General features: G+C 30.4%; 13 protein-coding genes. 3 read left to right on the top strand and 10 right to left on the bottom strand.

Annotation, left to right across the window (positions count from 1 at the left end; all coding sequences use genetic code 11):
* Positions 1-9 precede the first annotated feature (9 nt).
* Positions 10-2,040, bottom strand: coding sequence for a lytic transglycosylase domain-containing protein (locus GOY08_RS01290; protein ID WP_158996755.1), 2,031 nt, complete (start codon positions 2,038-2,040; stop codon positions 10-12).
* An 85-nt stretch (positions 2,041-2,125) separates the two neighbouring features.
* Positions 2,126-3,481: an arginine deiminase gene (locus GOY08_RS01285; protein WP_158996754.1), complete on the bottom strand. Its 1,356-nt coding sequence runs from the start codon at positions 3,479-3,481 to the stop codon at positions 2,126-2,128.
* A gap of 112 nt (positions 3,482-3,593) precedes the next feature.
* Between GOY08_RS01285 and GOY08_RS01280 the strand changes: the two genes are divergently transcribed.
* Both GOY08_RS01280 and GOY08_RS01275 read left to right on the top strand, forming a co-directional pair.
* On the top strand, positions 3,594-4,697 hold the full coding sequence (locus GOY08_RS01280; RefSeq protein ID WP_158996753.1) for a saccharopine dehydrogenase family protein: 1,104 nt from the start codon (positions 3,594-3,596) through the stop codon (positions 4,695-4,697).
* A 48-nt stretch (positions 4,698-4,745) separates the two neighbouring features.
* Positions 4,746-6,191, top strand: a complete 1,446-nt coding sequence (locus GOY08_RS01275; RefSeq protein ID WP_158996752.1) for an HAD-IG family 5'-nucleotidase — start codon at positions 4,746-4,748, stop codon at positions 6,189-6,191.
* Between the two features lie 5 nt (positions 6,192-6,196).
* On the opposite strand, the gene GOY08_RS01270 is transcribed toward GOY08_RS01275, so the two are convergent.
* From GOY08_RS01270 to fabD, 8 genes are all read right to left on the bottom strand, one after another.
* Entirely contained in the window at positions 6,197-7,660 is a 1,464-nt protein-coding gene (locus GOY08_RS01270) for a TolC family protein (protein WP_158996751.1), read from the bottom strand.
* A 169-nt stretch (positions 7,661-7,829) separates the two neighbouring features.
* Positions 7,830-8,612 carry a flagellar hook-basal body protein gene (locus tag GOY08_RS01265; RefSeq protein ID WP_158996750.1) on the bottom strand — a complete coding sequence of 261 codons (783 nt, stop codon included), beginning with the start codon at positions 8,610-8,612 and terminating at the stop codon, positions 7,830-7,832.
* A 110-nt stretch (positions 8,613-8,722) separates the two neighbouring features.
* Entirely contained in the window at positions 8,723-11,134 is a 2,412-nt protein-coding gene (locus GOY08_RS01260; RefSeq protein ID WP_158996749.1) for a hybrid sensor histidine kinase/response regulator, read from the bottom strand.
* A 22-nt stretch (positions 11,135-11,156) separates the two neighbouring features.
* Positions 11,157-12,671, bottom strand: coding sequence for an ABC transporter substrate-binding protein (locus GOY08_RS01255; RefSeq protein ID WP_158996748.1), 1,515 nt, complete (start codon positions 12,669-12,671; stop codon positions 11,157-11,159).
* Between the two features lie 179 nt (positions 12,672-12,850).
* The gene (locus tag GOY08_RS01250; protein ID WP_158996747.1) at positions 12,851-14,104 is read right to left on the bottom strand and encodes a multidrug effflux MFS transporter; all 1,254 of its coding nucleotides are present in this window, start codon (positions 14,102-14,104) and stop codon (positions 12,851-12,853) included.
* A 24-nt stretch (positions 14,105-14,128) separates the two neighbouring features.
* Positions 14,129-14,812: a dihydrofolate reductase family protein gene (locus tag GOY08_RS01245; RefSeq protein ID WP_158996746.1), complete on the bottom strand. Its 684-nt coding sequence runs from the start codon at positions 14,810-14,812 to the stop codon at positions 14,129-14,131.
* Positions 14,813-14,816: 4 nt separating this feature from the next.
* The gene (gene map / locus GOY08_RS01240) at positions 14,817-15,641 is read right to left on the bottom strand and encodes a type I methionyl aminopeptidase (protein WP_235899644.1); all 825 of its coding nucleotides are present in this window, start codon (positions 15,639-15,641) and stop codon (positions 14,817-14,819) included.
* Positions 15,642-15,662: 21 nt separating this feature from the next.
* Positions 15,663-16,604, bottom strand: coding sequence for an ACP S-malonyltransferase (gene fabD / locus GOY08_RS01235; RefSeq protein WP_158996745.1), 942 nt, complete (start codon positions 16,602-16,604; stop codon positions 15,663-15,665).
* 198 nt (positions 16,605-16,802) lie between these two features.
* Here fabD and ffh point away from each other — a divergent pair, with 198 nt between their 5' ends.
* Complete coding sequence (gene ffh / locus GOY08_RS01230) at positions 16,803-18,416, top strand: signal recognition particle protein (protein WP_158996744.1); 1,614 nt, start codon at positions 16,803-16,805, stop codon at positions 18,414-18,416.
* Positions 18,417-18,429: the final 13 nt, after the last annotated feature.

The following is an 18,429-nucleotide window of genomic DNA, read 5'->3' as shown; positions in this document are numbered from 1 at the left end:
TTTTTACTTCTACTTCGATTTATTAATATTAAATGTAGTTCTATTTTCATCATCTAAGTTGCTATAAGATCTATTTTGAGTTTTATCTTCATTTATCCAATTCTGGGTATTTGAATTTGAACTAATACTTGCAGAGTTATTACCAAAAATATAAATTTTTTCTAATATATTTTTATACTTTAAATCAACTTCTGAATTCCAAGTATAAGCCACCAAGGCATAAACTCTATCAGACCGCCATTTTGCTTTTGCACTTTGCTGTAATATTTTCTTCGTAAATAGATCATCTTTTTCAGCAATAATGCGACTGTACCAATAATAATTTCTTAATATCAAAGAGACATAGCTTCTTGTTTCTTTAAATGGCATGTAATCACAAAATAACATCATATTATTTTCCGGAACCCTTTCTCTCCATTTATCAAGATTAGATGCTCCAGCATTATAGGAAGCTAAAACGTATTCTATTCTTCCATCATATCTTTTTAATAATCGACTTAAATATGATACACCTATTTCAATATTTGTTTCTGGATCATATAAGTGATTTGATGATATTTTTCTTTTTATTGATTTGGCAGTACTTGGTAAAATTTGCATAAGTCCGCGTGCATTTGCCATTGAACGCGCATAAGTATCAAATGCACTTTCTTGACGTATTAAAGAAAGAACAAATATAGGATCAAGATCTTCAGAATTTTCAGAAATTTCTTTTAGATAAGGTTTTGGAAAATGTAAATTTAAAAGTGTCCTACTTACCGGATAATTTTTAACATTTTTTCCATATCTACCAAGCATAAAAATTGAATAACGGTAATTTCTAACTGAGTTTTGTGCTAAAGCCCAATATAGCAACATATTTGGATTTGAAACTGAACTAGTTCTTCCTACATAACCTGCCCATTCAGTAGCTGCAGAAATGTCATTTCTAGCTTTAAATAAATCAAAAATAAATGCTTCTAAATTATCATCACTCCATCCAGAAGAATCACGAGCTTGTAAAGTAATTTCCTCGTCAGGAACTAAATTATTTATTGGATCGATACCTAATTGTTGAGAAGCAAAGATTGCCGGTAATGAAATGGGATTTTCTTTAATTAAGCGTTGCCAATATGGATTTTCTTTTGGAGTTGATTTTGATTTTTGATAAATAGCACCCAACCAAAATAAGCTCCTTGAACTTTCAATGGGATCTTTTTCTAATAAGGTTTTTTCGAGTGCTTCTTTCGCTAAATTAGGATGGCCTGAAATTAATCTAAGTAATCCAATGCGCAAATGAATTTTTTCAGTTGGATCCATATTTGGAATCAAGCACTTTTGAATTTTTGTATATATTCTTTCAATATCATTATAAACGGATTTATTGGGTAAAAATGCTTCTAAGCGTAATAAAAGTGCTGAATTGGCACCAGCATAAGAACAGTCTTGTAAATAATCTAAAGCAGAAGCAGTTAATTTTTGTGCTTGTGTTAAATTTGCTGGTTCCATTAACGAAAATGCTTCAGAAAAACTCATCCCACGATAATTGGCAATATCAAGTTTTTGCTTATTTAAAAGGGTACGATAATTTTGTTGAATTGGAATTTTGTTAACAGAAGCTGATTCTTCATTATTTTTTCTTTCAATCCACCATGCAGCACATGGTAAAGTTTGCTCATTTAATGGAAATTGAGTTTTAAAATTCCCCACAAGAGCTTCACAATTTCTTGCTAATTGTGTTTTTTCTTTTTGAGATAAATTTCTCATTACCCAATCGGACAATACACGTGCATTTTCATTATAAACAGCTAAATTTTTAAATTGTGCTTCATTAATTAATTGACTTTCTTTTGGCGGTAAATAATCTTTTAAATTAGACAAGTAAAAATTGTCATTTTTTCTTTTAATACTTGAGAGCATTTGTTTTTGTTCTGGTAAAGTTAATTCTAAATTTTCAGTTAAGATTGTGTTACTTGAACAAGAAACCTGAAGTAATGCAAAGGGTACTATAATCAATGCACAAAAAATAAAAATATTCTTTTTTTTTATTTTGATAAACATTTACTAAAACCCCTATCTTGCTGTCTATGTATCGACATTGTTAATTATGACTTGAGAGTAAATTATTGCAAAGGGGTTGTTGAGATTATTCTACTTTATCCCGTAAAACTGGGCAAGTCATACAACGCGGCCCTCCACCACCCCTTGATAATTCACTTCCTTCCACTGTTACTACAATTGGAGAATCGTTTTGCAATAGTGAAGGATGTTTAGTTACATCTTTTGCTGATATAATTTTAAATCCACTTGATTCACAAGCTCTTAAAGTATGCTCATGAATATAACTAATCACTTTACCTGGAGCAAAAGAAAACAAATTCGCACCACTATTCCATTGTTCTCGTTGTTGATGAAGCGGCTCATCTCCTCCACATGGGATAGGATCCATTCTAACTCCCACACTTCTTAATCCCAATAGCAAATCTTCAACTTCTTTAAACTTTTTATCTCCATCGGGTTTAACTCTTATTCTTACTACTCTTGCGCGTTCTCTTCCTAAAACATAAGGAGAATAAACTACAGCTTGTTCTTTGTTTACTACAGTAAAAATCATATCTAAATGAATAGTACTTCTTTCTCTTGGCAAGATGACACATAAAATATTAAAAGGTTCTAAATTACCATCTTCAGCTCTCGCTTTTAGTAAAGATTCTACTAGCGTATCCACTGCTTTTGGGGTTGTTCTTTCACTGATTCCTATCAATAACAAATCTTCATTTATGACAAGAACATCCCCACCTTCTATTGTAAATTCATTATCACTTTGTTTTTCAGTTGCATCTAGTAATAACCCATGTCCCTTTAAATTAGGATGATATTCATAGATAGTACGCATAATGATTGATTCAGCATAGCGTACTGGACTTGCCATTTTTGAGGCAATAACTCTACTTCCTACAACCATACTAGTATCTCGCATGAAATACATATTTGGTAGCGGAACTAATGAAAATGATTTATTAGAAAGCCAAGCTTCTAAGGTGTTCCTTTTTAATGGAATTCCAGTTAATAATGCATGCGATAACTCTTGAATGGGATAATTCATTAATTCATCTTTTAACTCAAGACATCCTTGAAATGATAATATTTTATTTAAAAGTTTGTCTTTTGCTGCTTTATTTTCAAGAATATCTTTTAAATAATCTGAAACCTCTATAACTTCTGCAACAAGATTTAATACTGATTTTAATTGCGTATGTCCTGCAACAATATTTTTATAATAAATAATATCATTATATAATAGTTCATAAGCATTTTTTGGTGTCATCAGCTCAACTTCTTGACCTGGTGAATGCAAAAAAACTTTTCGTAGTTTTCCAATTTCTGAATGGACTCCAATTTTACTTTTAAATTTTGAACTCTGTACTATTTTTTCATTTTTAGACAGAGAATCCCAAAAATGAAAATTACTCCCCTGAAATTCATTCAGCACTTCTTTCACCACTAAACTCCTTGACCAAATGCATTCATAATGACAAAAATACATTCTAACCGTTAACATAGATCACATAGGTATGATCAAGTCACAATTGAAAAATTAGAGGAGTACCTCAATGTCCTTTAAAAAAAATGTAGCCATATTTGGCGCAGGAAAAATAGGCAAATTAGTAGTCAATTTACTCTCCAACTGTAATGATTATGAAATTACAGTTTATGATACAAACAAGGAAAATGCTAAAAAAGCAGCATACAATCAAATATCAGGAAAAATACTTGATAATGTTAACTATGATGCAGCAGACTTTATGGACACCAAAAGTATCGAAAGAGCTTTACAGAATAAAAATTATGTTTTGAGTTGCGCACCATTTTATTGCAATAAAGGAATAGCAGAAGTAGCTCGTAAATTAAAAGTCCATTACTTAGATCTCACTGAAGATGTCAAAACAACAGCAGCAATCAAAGAACTTGCTAAAAACGCCCATAATGCATTTATACCACAGTGCGGTTTAGCTCCAGGATTTATTACAATAGTTGCTCATGACTTAGCTAAAGAATTTGATTTAATAAATAGCGTTAAAATGCGAGTTGGAGCCCTCCCTAAGTTTCCACATAACAAGTTAAAATATAACCTTACTTGGAGCACAGAAGGTCTAATCAATGAATATTGTAATCCATGTGAAGTCTTACATAATGGTAAACTCGAATTAGTTCCTCCACTTGAAGGCTTAGAAACCCTTAGTATTGATGGTGATGAGTATGAAGCTTTTAATACGTCCGGTGGTCTAGGCACATTAGCGGAATCACTTGTTCATAAAGTAAAACATATGGATTACAAATCTATCCGTTATCCAGGGCATAGAGAAATATTGCAAATACTCCTCCACGACTTAAAATTTATCGAAGATAGAGAGGGCTTAAAGAAAATATTTGAAAGAGCATTGCCTCATACAACTCAAGATGTTGTGATTATTTTTGTAACAGTAACTGGTGAAAAAAATAATCAATATAGTCAAAAGAGTTATGCAAAGAAAATTTATCATTCTAACATAGGAGAAGAGCATTGGGGGGCTATACAAATTACCACAGCAGCAGGGATATGTGCCGTTTTAGACTTGCATGCCAATGCTGAGTTACCAAATTCAGGCTTCATAAGACAAGAAGAGATTAGTTATGATAAGTTTATAAAGAACCGTTTTGGAAAATACTATTCTTAACATAGCTTCTTTCATTAGGGTTCATTAATTTTATGGAGTTATGAAAAAATGTTCCCTGATGAATTAAAAGATATTCCAATTTTTGAAAAAATTTTTTGTAATCGTACATTAAATATGAAATCAATTAAAGCAATTGGCTTCGACATGGACTATACCTTAGCTCTATACAAACCTGAAACATTTGAAAAACTTGCTTATAACGAAACATTAAAAAAACTAGTTGAAATAGGATATTCAAAAGAAATTCTGAATTGGGAATTCGATCATAAGTATATGATAAGAGGATTAGTAATTGATAAAATTAAAGGTAATGTGCTAAAAATGGATAGACATAGATATGTGAAAGTTGCATATCATGGTTTTAAAGAACTTACACGCGAAGAACGTAGAAAATTATATGATGTAGAAAATGTTATTACATATGAAGAACCCAATTTTGCGTTAATAGATACACTTTTTTCTTTAGCTGAAGCATTTTTGTTTATTCAATTAGTAGATTTTAAAGACAAAAGTGATAAATTAAATCATAAAAACTATTCTGACATATATCTTGATGTAAGAAAAAGTATTGATTTATGTCACAGAGACGGAAGCATTAAAAATAAAGTATCAGAAAATCCAGGAAAATATATCAAAAAAGATCCAAATTTAGTCCCCATTTTACATGATTTAAAACAATCTGGAAGAAAAATATTTATTGTTACAAATAGTTTATGGGATTACACCAGTACTGTCATGAATTATGTTTGCTCTATTAATAAATCTAATGAAAATAAAAAATGGTTAGATTTATTTGATTTAGTAATTACAGGTTCTCAAAAACCTTCTTTTTTTATGAGTAAAAATCCTATTTACTCTGTTGAACTCGATTCATTTTCTTTAAAAAATATTGACCTTCTAACTTTAAGTAAAAAAGGCGCCATAGAGTGTAAAGTATTTCAAGGCGGACATTTTAAATTACTTTATGATATTTTAGGAATAAAAACTGGATCTGAAATTTTATATATTGGCGACCATATCTATGGAGATATATTAAGAAGTAAAAAAGAAATTGGTTGGAGAACAATGCTTGTAATTGAAGAACTAGAACAAGAGATTAAAGAAATTCAAAATCTAAAAGACCAATATATTCTCTGTGATTCTTTAAATAAAAAAAGAGTTCATCTTGAAAATGAATTTGAACGTCATCAAATATTAGAAAAAGAATCAAACAATGAAAAAAAAGAAGAGATTGCAAAAAAAATAAAAAAAATAGGTTATGATTTACTTAAGCTTAAAGAACTAGAGAAAAAAGAAATTAAAAATTATCATCACAATCTTCATCCAATATGGGGAGAACTGATGAAAACAGGAAGACAAAATTCCCGTTTTGCAGCACAAGTTGAAACATATGCTTGTTTATATACAAGTAAGTTAACAAATCTAGTTCATTATGGACCACATAAAAACTTTAGAGCTGTACGAGATTTTATGCCGCATGATTTAAATGAATAATCTTATTAATTTAATGATGTCAATTTTGAGCCCGTACTTTTTTGGAAAGTTATCCAAGCCAGATCTAAAGATCCTCTTGCATTTGCTAAATTTGCCCTAGCATTCGTTTGATCATTTGCTGCGGTAATTAAATCAGTAGCAGTCACCTGTCCATTATCAAAACGAGCCTTCATTTGCGAATATACATCTTGAGCATATTGCACTGATACTTTTGCTGAATCTAATACCTGAATTGCATTTTGCAGTTGAAGATAACTATTTGTGATATCAATTCTTGCATTTAAATTTAAATTTTCTAAGTTGTATTTTGCTTTTTGCTCAGCTGCAACAGCACCACTTATTTGTGCTTGTCTTACACCCCAATCAAGTAAAACCCAAGAAAGCTGAATGCCATAACTAAATTGATCTTGAATGCTTGAAGCACTGTAAGTCTGTCCTGATATTGTTGCATCTTTTGCCATAAAATTTCTGGTATAGTTTGCAACAAAATTTAAAGATGGTAAGTATGTTGTATATGAATAATTTTTACCTTGCTTTGCAGCTTCAACATTTTCTTTTGCGGCTAAAAGATCATTTCTTCTTGCTAGCCCAGGATACAAAATATTTTCTAATGAAGGTAATTTTTGTGACTTCATTTCCCATACAGATTTTTCACTACTTGTTACTGAAATTGCGCTACTATTTTTTATACCAATAGCTTCAGCAAGGGTAATTAAAGCTACTTTATAAGTTGTTTGAGCTTGTAACACACTTGTTTTTGAGTTTTCAAAATCCAATTTAAATTTAAGTAAATCAGCATTTGTCAATCTTCCAGCATTAAACTGCGCATTTCCGTCATTCAATTGTTTTTCAGAAACTTCCATAGCTGATTTGGCAGCTTTTAATAACTGATCTGCTTTTTGCAGGTTAATAAAAGCTTGTGCTCCATAAAATCTTGCATCGATTCGACTTTGAATTCTACTTTGTAAAGCCGCTCTCGTTAGTGCGGATGCTTGCTGTAAAGAATAGAACATAGGCAATAAACCTATGATAGGTTGAGTAACCGATAATGTACCAGTAGAACTGGTTGTATCAGGAAAACCGTAGGCCATTGCAGCACTATTTCCAACAAGCGGATTTACATCACTACTATTTTGCATATAATTGCCACTAATTGAGACAGTTGGTAACATCCCTCTAAACACAGCATCTTCTTTTGCTTCTGTTGCATAAAACTCTTGTTGTGCCATTTTTGCTGTAAATGAATAAACTTCAGCCATATTCATGGATGCTTCTAAAGTTAATACTGGTTGACTAGTATCATTAGGATTAGTATTTGCTTGAAATTGGATAGTAGAATTTTTTGTCGGGACTGAAGATTCAACTTTTTCTTGTGAAAAAATTTTACTAGAGATACTTACATTAAGTCCCAACAATACTAGGAAAAGGGGATTCGTAATATTAAGATTCTGTACTTTATTTTTTTTCATTTTCACCTTCCAAATTCATAAATAATTACTTGTAACTTAAGAACGCTAGAATTTCAAGTTAACAAAATATACAAAAAATGCAGAACAGTTTTACTGACAACTTACCTTGTTACTTTTTCTAGAGATATAAGATTTTCTTATTATAAATCAAAAAAATAGAGATGAATTATTACTGTACTTCAGATATTTTATTAGCATTTTGCATTGTTTCATCATGCGATTTTACAGTCTTTTGTAAGGCTTCATAACTCCTATGCGCAATAATCATGTTAGTTAAATTTCGCATAGGATTCACATTACTTCCCTCTAAATATCCTTGCGTGACTTCCCCTTCAGGCTTTTTTAAATTTTCAGGTGGACCATTATGAATCCATAAACTTTCACCAAGTCTTTCAAGAAGAGTTGCATCTTTAAAAGCAATCACTTTTAATTTATCAATAAATTTTTTTCCAACATAAATTTCTCCAGTCGGTAAAATACTTATCTCTTTTCCATTCAAACCAGTAATCGCACCATTTTCCCCTTGCACAACTGCGCCACTTTTTGAAATTAAAATACCATCATTACTTACACTAAACCCCCCATCTCGAGTTAACCTTTCCCCGAATGGAGTCATTACTTCAAAAAAACCATCACCTTGAATTGCGACATTCATTGAATTACCCGTTTTTATCATTGGTCCTTGCGAATGTGCTGTTCTAATCTCACTTAAAGTCACATAAGCCATTTCATTTCCTTTTAAAGGCCAAAGCTCTTGCATATTAATTTTAAAAGGTGCAGGAGGATGTGGGGTTGCATAACTTGGCCAAGGATTTGCCTCTTGTGCTTGATAACAAATTTCATCTTCTTTAAATGCAGTTGTATTGGTATTTGCTAAATTATTTGAAATAATTTCCATCATTCTTTCTTGTAAAACCCCTCCAGACAATGGAGAGTATACATTTTTAAGCATAATTTTTTCCTATTAAAAAAGTTATCTAATTAAAATTTTAGCTGATAAAAAAAAAAACTAACACTGAATTTTTTCACCAAAGTTAAAATAATAACATTACAAAATTTGCACTATGTACTAAATTTATCTAGATATAAATTTTTTAATTTTTCCAACGAATGAGGCTCTTTTTTAATTACACCATCAAAAAAATCTAGTTCATTATTTACAAAAATACCATTTGTTGAAACAAAAACAGGTACATTAATCAATAATTTCTTTATTTTTTCTAGGAATTTTAATTGAATAATATCTTTGCATATATTGTCATAATAATAATCTACAACAACACACTTTATGTTTTTAATTAAATAAGGATTTAAAGATACATAATCTATTGCTAATTCAGGATCAGTAAAACATAATACCTTAGCATCGTTTACACTCATCTCCCAAAATTTATGATATATATCCTCATCATCTATAAAAATAATAACATTTTCTTTTTCTGTATTTGAATAATTTTGTTTATTTTCTAGAAAATTATTGCTTATTTGTTCTGAATTTTCAATTTTTTCTTCGTTAGTTGAAAAAAAGGAATTTTCAGTATAATTTGGATTTATTAAAGAATATAAAAACTTTAAAAATTGAAATCTTGACATAGGTTTTGCTATAAAAAAATCAGACTTCACAGATATGGATCTTTCTAAATCACATTTGAAAAATCTATTTGTGTGAATACAAATTTTTGCAAGTGAACCATTTTTCCTTAACTCTGAAACAAAATCAAATCCATTTAAATCATCTAATCCTAAATCAATATCACAAATAATATATTCTGGATTTAATTCAATATAAGCAGAATAAGCTTCCTCATAATTACTATAAGAGTACAATTCAAAATATTGCCTTAAATTTTCATTTGCAATTAATGTATAAAAATTCTTCACATAAACTTCATCATCTTCAAGAATAAGTATTTTATATTTTTTTTCTAAATCAATATAAGATATTTCATTTAAGAGATTATTTTCTATAATATTAGATTTGTTTTCATATTCTATCAAAGAAATATTATAATGTGAATCAAAATTACTTTCAAAGTATTGTGCTTTTGCAGGAAAAAACAAATCATTTTTACAATCAGAAATTAGATTTTTTCTGTGCGGTATTTTTATAAAAAATTTAACTCCTTCTTCTTTTGATGATTGAAAAAAAATGTCCCCTCCATGTTGTTGCACAATTTCTTTTGCTATACCTAGTCCAATTCCTGTTCCTCTTTTTTTTCCTTTAGTAAAAAAAAGATCAAATATCTTGTCTTTGTATTCATCCTCTATATATGAATTGGTATTAGCTATACAAATTTCAATGTATAGTTGGCCTAAATCGAAATACTCACGAGTAGAAAACTGAATAACTCCTTTACCATTCATTGCTTCTATAGCATTAGTAATAATATTTGAAAGAACTCTTTCCATTTTTTGAATATCAACATTAACAAAATATTGATGTTTAAAATCATATAATAGTTCAATATTTGTTTTACATTGTACTTCAAAACAGTTTTTTATTACTGCATAAATTAATTTATAAAAACTTGTTTCTACTATATTTGGTTGACCTTCTGTACGAAAATGAAGAAGATCTGATAACATATTTTCAACTTTTAAAATATCTTTTTCTATAGCTCTGCCTGTATCTTTAATATACTGACGTATTTCATCATAACTAGAAAGTCTTAACATAACATGTAAAGCATTTTTTATATGTGCAAAAGGGTGTCTTAAATCATGTGCTAACATTTGTATTGTATTAGATATTGCCCGCATCATATGCATTTGTTTTAATTGCTCTTGGGCATTATTTAACTCTAAATATACTGAATTAATATTTTTATAAATTAAATCTAACTCTAAATAATTGACAAATTTATCATACTGCTCTTTACTTGAAGAAATACTTTTTAAATTTTCTGAAAGAGTCATTATGGGAATAAACATTTCTTCATAATTTTTTTTGCTTTGTCTTCTAACATATAGAAAAGTTAATACTGGAAAAAGAATTATCAAAAATAAAATAAGAAGATTTAAAAAATAATTAATTTTTTGAATAAAAGTAATACTAAGAATATTTTCAATATCTTTTCCTTGCATTGGTAAAGTAGTCAAAAAATATAGTTCACCATTTCTAAATATAAGTGAATATTTTTTATTAATTACAAATTTGCCTTTAACTGAAAATGCATTTCCATTAAAAATAATAATTCTATCATCTACTTGATCGTAAATATAAATTGAAGAAAAATATAAACTTTTCTCAATAGAAGAAAGCATTTTTTTTACAAATAATACATCTCCAATTATTAGTGCTGATGAAATTTCAGGAACATAACCTCGAACTAATTTTTGAGTTCTTCCAAAATAAACATCATACGCATATAAAGAAAGAATAATTAAAATTATACAAAAAGAAATGATAGAAAAAATTAATCCTTTTCTAGCAGAACGCTTTAGTATTTCTTCTGAAATCGGTCTCAACTTCAATTTTATTTCCTAAAAATAAATATTACTTTTTAACTTCAATATTTTGTAAATATAGAGTTATTCCTCCAAATTGCCTTCCAATAGATTTAATCTTCTCTTTCTTATAGTATACAATACTAGGTATCTCAAAAAGTGGAATTAATATCCTTTGTTCATAAAAGTATCTGGAAATATTTTTTAACCTTTCATTTAAAATATCTCTACTAGGTGCTTCTTTAGTTTCTTCTAATAAGACTTCTATAAGATCATCTTTTAAAAAAGAGTTTTGTGAAGGAGATCCTTTTTTATACTTTGTAAAATTTAAAATAGGATCATAATAATCACCTTCAGTGGAATGAATATAGAACGGTGCATTTAAAAATTCAATAGAAAAGGGATCCCAAATATTTTTGTTGTTTTCAATGAATAAAATATTAATACCAACATTTTCAAGTTGCTTTTTTAAAATATTTCTATATTCAGCTCCTAAATATGATAGATCTTCAGAATATGGAATCAAAAATACATTTTTTTTGTTCTTTGTAATCAATGTTATCACTTTTTTAGCTTCATTTATATTTTGACTTTCTTTTATATTTATCCTTCCTAAACTAGATGATAATAATATTTCATATAAGGGATTTGTCGGAATATAAGTTTTTTTAACTAATTCTTCTCTTGAAATAGCCAAAGCAATTGCACGCCTAAATTCTTTAGAACGACCATATTCAGAATTAAAATTAAATTCTATAACTCTTCTATACATTGGTACTAAAAGTCTTTCTTTAACATACTTATTACTTTTAGATGCTAAAAAATCTTTAATTGTGATATCTGGTTCAATTTTTCTTTCTTGCTGAAACAATACTTCTTCAGCTGCATTTGGATAATTTTTTTTATTATTTAACAACAAAGTAACAGATTTTTCTTTTTTATTAAAATCAACTACTTTATACGCTCCTAACCCAATTGGCCACTCTTTCCATGTTATATAATCTTCTTTTAATTCTTCTTTTGGAACTAATGCAAAAGAAAAATGCGTGAACGTATATAAAAATGAAGGATTAGCTTTTGCTGGTACTAAAGCAATAGTTAAATCATCAATTATTTTTACACCCTCAACAAGACCTGATTCAAATTTTTGCCCTTTTGATATTTTTTTAGTTCCTTTAATATTTAAATGAAAAGTGTTTCCAATACTGGGTTTAAAAACAAAAAAATATCTTAAAATACTAAACTCAAGATCTTTTGCATTAACTTTTCTTTTATTATGAAAATAAAGATTATCCTTTAATTTCAATTTATAGTGTTTATTTTTATAGTCCCAACGAAAAGTATCAAGAATATCTGATTTTAATTCAGCATTATGATCGATATAAAATAAAGAATCTAGAACAGCAGGATAAAAACTGCCACTGCAAGCTAGATCAGAATTTTCATCCCACGGCTTATCTGCCCTATTACCGCAGTAGTAAATGAGTCTTTTTCTGTCATCCTGTTTAGCAATTGCTAAGCAATTAACGAAAGCAAAGCATAAAACAAGTTTAAGATAACACATAGTTTTGCCTTAATTAGATTACTTAAATACACTGCATATGCAGCCAGGTAGAATTTGTTTTAGAATAACAATAAAGTCAAATTTTGATTGCATATCATTTAATAACTAAACAAAAAGTGTTTTTTGTTTTTTAAAATAAATATTTTTATTAAAAAAAATATTTAAATATTCTAAATTATCTATATGTTAATTGATTTATCTGACTGTCTAGAAAGACTAAAAGTGGATAGAAAAATGAGCATGGCAACTGAGGCAATAGCCAAAATAAAAATACCGATTGGTAAAAGGGTACCATTTTCAATTATTCCGATAATTCCAGTGGCAATTCCAGCGGCGGTGAGCTGAATAGATCCAATAGTCCCAGTTACCATTCCTGCATGTTTAGGAAATAAAGAAATTGCATTAGCTGATGAAAAAGGCATAAGCAAACCATTTCCAATTGTTATTATAAAAACCGGAATCATTAAAGCGAGTAAATGTTCCCAATGAATAAAATAATGCAAGATTAGGAGTGATGCTCCTAAAAAATTTAATACCAATCCAATAAAAATAATTTGGAAACTCGTTCTTTTAATTGAAAGTCTTCTTCCTAGTAAAGAAGCAAACATATAAGGAAACGATGCTGCACAAAATGCGTATCCAACAACAGTTGGGGGATATCCAAATTTTTTCAATAAAAATGGACTTGCAGCCAAGAAAGCAAAGTAAGAAGCATTAGAAGCTTTCATAAAAAATGTTAACGCAAAAAATTTTCTATTCGTAATTATTTTCCGAAATATTTTAAAATCAAACGCACTCCCTTCAGCTATGTTACTGTGTTTAGGATAAGAAGGAATAATTGGTAAACAGAGAAGAAAAATTATAAAAACTCCGTAACCAGCTAAAATTAAAAAATTTGATTGCCAATTATAAATAGTCTCAATATGCCCACCTACAACAGGCGCAATTGCTGGTGAAAACGCTACTAAAGGAATTGTGATTGAAAGCACTTTTGCCATTTCTTTTGCATCGAATAAGTCTGCAACAATTGCTTGACCTATTGTCATTCCAGCACAAGCGCCTAATGCCTGAAAAATTCTAAATATAATTAATTGATAAATACTCTGCGAAAAGTAACAACCCAAAGATGATAAAATAAAAATTATCATAAAAATTATTAGAATTTTTTTTCGTCCAAATTTATCTGATAAAGCACCACAAAATATTTGACAAAAAGCCATTGTTATTAAAAAAGCAGTCATTGTATATTGTGCCCAAAAGGCTTCTATTTTAAAGTACTCAGCAATAGCAGGGAGTGATGGCAGATATATATCTGAAGCAACAAAACCAATAGCACAAATAATAATTATTGCAAAAATAAATACTATTTTACGAAATTTACTAAGCTCATTTTTTTTTATTTCAGTATGACTTACTAAAGCCTCATTATTCATATTACTTTCATCCTATAATTGTACTTATAGCACCTTATAGTCAATAAAAATAAAATCACCCAATTGAGCAATACCTTCACATTTTAGTTTCTTTAAAAGAAGGTGCGAAGAAGAAACTAAAGAAGGAAGATCAAATTTTCCAAATAACATTGGACTTAAAGTAAGTAAAAGGTTGTTTACTAAATTTTGCTCCCAAAAAGAGGCATTTAATTTTCCACCACCAAGTAATCCATATTTTGTTTTTTTATTTTTTACAAGATATTCTATTAGGCCAGAAATATTTCCTTTATAGAAAGTAATTTTTTCATTTTTTATAATTATTTCTTTAATAGATAAATCAGGATTAGAGTTTATATTAAAATCTACCACATGAAATAAAGATTTTGGAATTTCTTTTTGGCCCCAAAAAGGATGGGAGAAATTACATGTACCAGAAAGCGTAAAGACTATCCATTCGGGCTCTGTCCCTTTTTCTGAGTTTTTACTAACTCTAAAAGCACCTTTTTCAACTTCAATACTTTTAGAACTAATAAACACACAATCATTTAATGCAACAGCTTGTTTTAGTCTTTCGAAATCAGCAGAACAAAGCATGCCAATTTTATTTCTTTCACTTGTAGATTCAGAAGCATGACTAGCAATTTTTCCGTCAACAGAAATAGCCATAATATTAGTAATATTAATTTGATTAAGTATGGTTTTTTGCAAATTTCTAGACCTTTAATTCAGGCCACAAAACATTTCCACCCATTTTTTTTACTTTGATTGCTATAGGATCATCTTCTAAGGCTGTGAGTATTTCAACTCCATCACCAACAATAGCAATAGTATGTTCAAACTGCGCCGATGCTTTGCCGTCTAATGTTTTTGCAGTCCAACCATCCTTTAACATTTTCATTCGCCAATCACCTGCATTTATCATTGGTTCTATTGTGAAAATCATACCACGGACAATTTTCAAACCAGTTCCAGCCTTTCCATAATGTGGGACTTGTAAATCAGGTTCATGAAAAACTTTGCCTATGCCATGACCAACAAAATCACGTACAACGCTACAACCTTCTTTTTCTGCAAAATTTTGGATTGCACTACCAACATCGCCTAATCTATTTCCATGTTTAGCAGCAATTATACCTCGTACTAAACTTTCTTCAGCCACTTCTGTTACTTTAATTCGCTCAGCTGAAATATGTTCACCTACATAAAAAGTTCTTGAACAATCACCAAAATAACCATCTAAAGTAACAGTAACATCAATATTTACAATATCACCTTCTTGCAATATTTCTTTTTCACTTGGTATTCCATGACAAATAACATCATTAATACTGGTACAGACTGATTTTGGATAACCCTTATAATTTAAAGGACTAGGGTATGCTCCGTTTTCAACAATAAAATTGTGAACAGCCTGATTAATGGCTTCAGTACTAATCCCAGGTTTAACAAGTTCACCTGCATAGCGTAAGGTTTGCGCCGCCAGTCTTCCAGCAGCACGCATTTTTAGAATGTCATCTTGAGATTTTAACTTAGGCACTGAATAGCTTCTCCAAATAAATTAAGATAGATTTTGTATTAAACTTAAAAGTGAATCTAAATCACTTGTTCCAAAACAATGGGATGTGTCCAAAGTTTTTTTAGCTAAACCTTGAAGAACTTTACCTGGACCAATCTCTATCCAATAAGCTTCTGGATATTTAAAATTTATAGCATTTAAGGATTGAGTCCACAGAACAGGATGTGCAATTTGTTTTACTAAAATATCTTTAGAATATGAACTTGCAGAATGCAGTTTAGCATCAACATTTGCAACAATTTCAGTGTTAAATAAATTTAGTTGAATATTTTGTAAAAATATTCGCATTTCTTCAGCAGCTGGCTGCATAAGAGAAGAGTGAAAAGGAGCGCTAACTGGCAAAGCTTTTGCTTTACCCAATTTTTTCTCTGCTATTACTTCGCAAGCTTTTTCTACACCTGTTTTATGCCCACTTAACACTAATTGACCTGGTGAATTAAAATTAACCACTTCAACAATATGTTCTGGTTTGGAAAGTTCTTTACACAAAGCTTCAACTTCGATTCCATTATTTCCAAGGTAAGCAGCCATAGCTCCAACTCCAACTGGAACAGCGCGTTGCATAGCCTGCCCTCTAAAATGAACGGACTTCAGTGCATCTGAAAAAGAAATTGCACCAATACTTACCAACGCAGAATATTCTCCCAAACTGTGGCCAGCAACTATAGCAGGTTTTAATTCCACTCTTTCTTTTAAAGCTTTTAACACACTAGTACTTACAGTTAATATGGCTGGTTGAGTAAATTCAGTTAAATTTAATTTATTTTCTGAATCTTCAAAGCAAAGTTTTTCCATGCTGAACCCAAGAGTATCTGAAGCTTCTTGGAATACCAGTTTAACCTCTTTAAATTCTTGATAAATATCTTTTGCCATCCCAACTATTTGGCTTCCTTGTCCGGGAAACATAAAAATTTTATCCATCATAGTTCCTTTCCTTGAAAATGCTTTAAATTTACAGCACTGCTCTTGAATAGCAAACTCTTTAACATGTCTCTACTACTAAATTTAGAAGTCTTACTCCCAAAAGAGCTCCTGCAGAATATATGTTTTACATTGACCATTCATATATTTGAGAGTTATACAGACTCGTTTAAGGTTGATTTTTTGTGGAAAGGTTACAACATGTTTGACTTAGTCACCCAAGGTTTTAAAGATGCAAGTCTCAAATTAAAAGGACAAGCAAGGCTTACAGACGAAAACATTGCTCCTGCTCTGGACGCAGTCAAAAGATCCTTGCTCGATGCGGACGTTGACCTCAAAGTTACAAAAGAATTCATTGAAAATATTCGTCAAAAAGCTTTAGATGAAGTTGTTTCAGTAAAAACAAAATCAGGCCAAAAAGTATCAGCTGGTGATCATTTTATAAAAACATGCCACGATGAACTCGTGGATTTTTTAGGTGGAAATCAAACTGACATAATAAAAAATACAAAAGGTCCTACAGTAATTTTGTTGGTGGGATTACAAGGGGCTGGTAAAACAACACATGCTGCTAAACTAGCAAAACTTTTAGCTGAAAAACATAAAATGCGTCCCCTACTCGTAGCTGCCGATGTTTATCGCCCTGCTGCAAGAGATCAATTAAAAATACTTGGGGAAAAAATTAATATTCCAGTATTTACTTTAGAATCTAGCAATGCTGTAGAAATCGCACAAAAGGGTATTGAACATGCAAGAAATGAATGGCTCGATTTAGTCATTATCGATACAGCAGGTCGTCTAGCAATTGATAACAATTTAATGAGTGAACTTGAAAATATAAAATCTGCTGTTAATCCACAAAATATCTTGCTTGTCATTGATTCCATGATTGGACAAGATGCTGTAAGAACAGCTTCTGCATTTGATTTACGCTTGCAATTGTCTGGAGTCATCTTAACTAAACTGGATGGAGATACGCGTGGAGGTGCTGCGCTATCTGTAAAAAAAGTCACTGGGAAAAATATTTTATTTGTTGGTACTGGGGAAACTCTTGATAAACTTGAAGAGTTCAGACCAGAAGGAATGGCAGGACGCATATTAGGGATGGGTGATGTTGTTGGGTTGATGGACGACTTCACAAAAGTTTTAGATATGGAAAAAGCCGAAAAAAGCGCGAATCGTTTAATGGAAGGCCATTTTGATTTTAATGATTTTTTAGAAATGATAGGAACGATTGGCAAAATGGGGCCAATTAAAGATGTTTTAGCAAAAACTCCAATCGCTTCCCAAATATCAGATAAAGATATGGATAAGGTAAATGATAGAGATATCGTTCGCAAAGGGGCAATAGTCCAATCCATGACTGCTAAGGAAAGAGAAAATCCAGACTTATTAATTATTCAAAAATCACAAACTGCACGTAGTCGGATAGCCAGAATTGCAAAAGGTTCGGCTCATACTGAAAAAGACGTAAAAGATCTTGTGGATCAGTTCATGCAAATGCGCCAAATGATGCAAATGTTTAGCGGTTTTGGCGGCTTAGGTGGTGGTGGAATGCTATCTAAAATTCCAGGGCTTGGTCAAATCAATCAAATGGCAAAAATGGCTAAAATGGCTAAAATGATGGGCGGCGCTGGTGGCGGAGGCTTAGGGGCTATGGGCGGTGCAGGAATGGGAGGACTCAATAGCCTATTTGGAGGTGGAGGAATGCCTCAAACGGGTGGTGGAGGACTCAGTTCTGCTGACCTAGCAGAATTAAATAGAATGAAAAAAAGAAAAAAAGAAGAAAAATTAAAGAAACAGAAAAAACGTTAATCATATTGTATTA

The organism is Pigmentibacter ruber (assembly GCF_009792895.1).
GTDB classification, from domain to species: Bacteria; Bdellovibrionota_B; Oligoflexia; order Silvanigrellales; family Silvanigrellaceae; genus Silvanigrella; species Silvanigrella rubra.
This window is presented reverse-complemented; position numbering and strand designations above follow the sequence as displayed.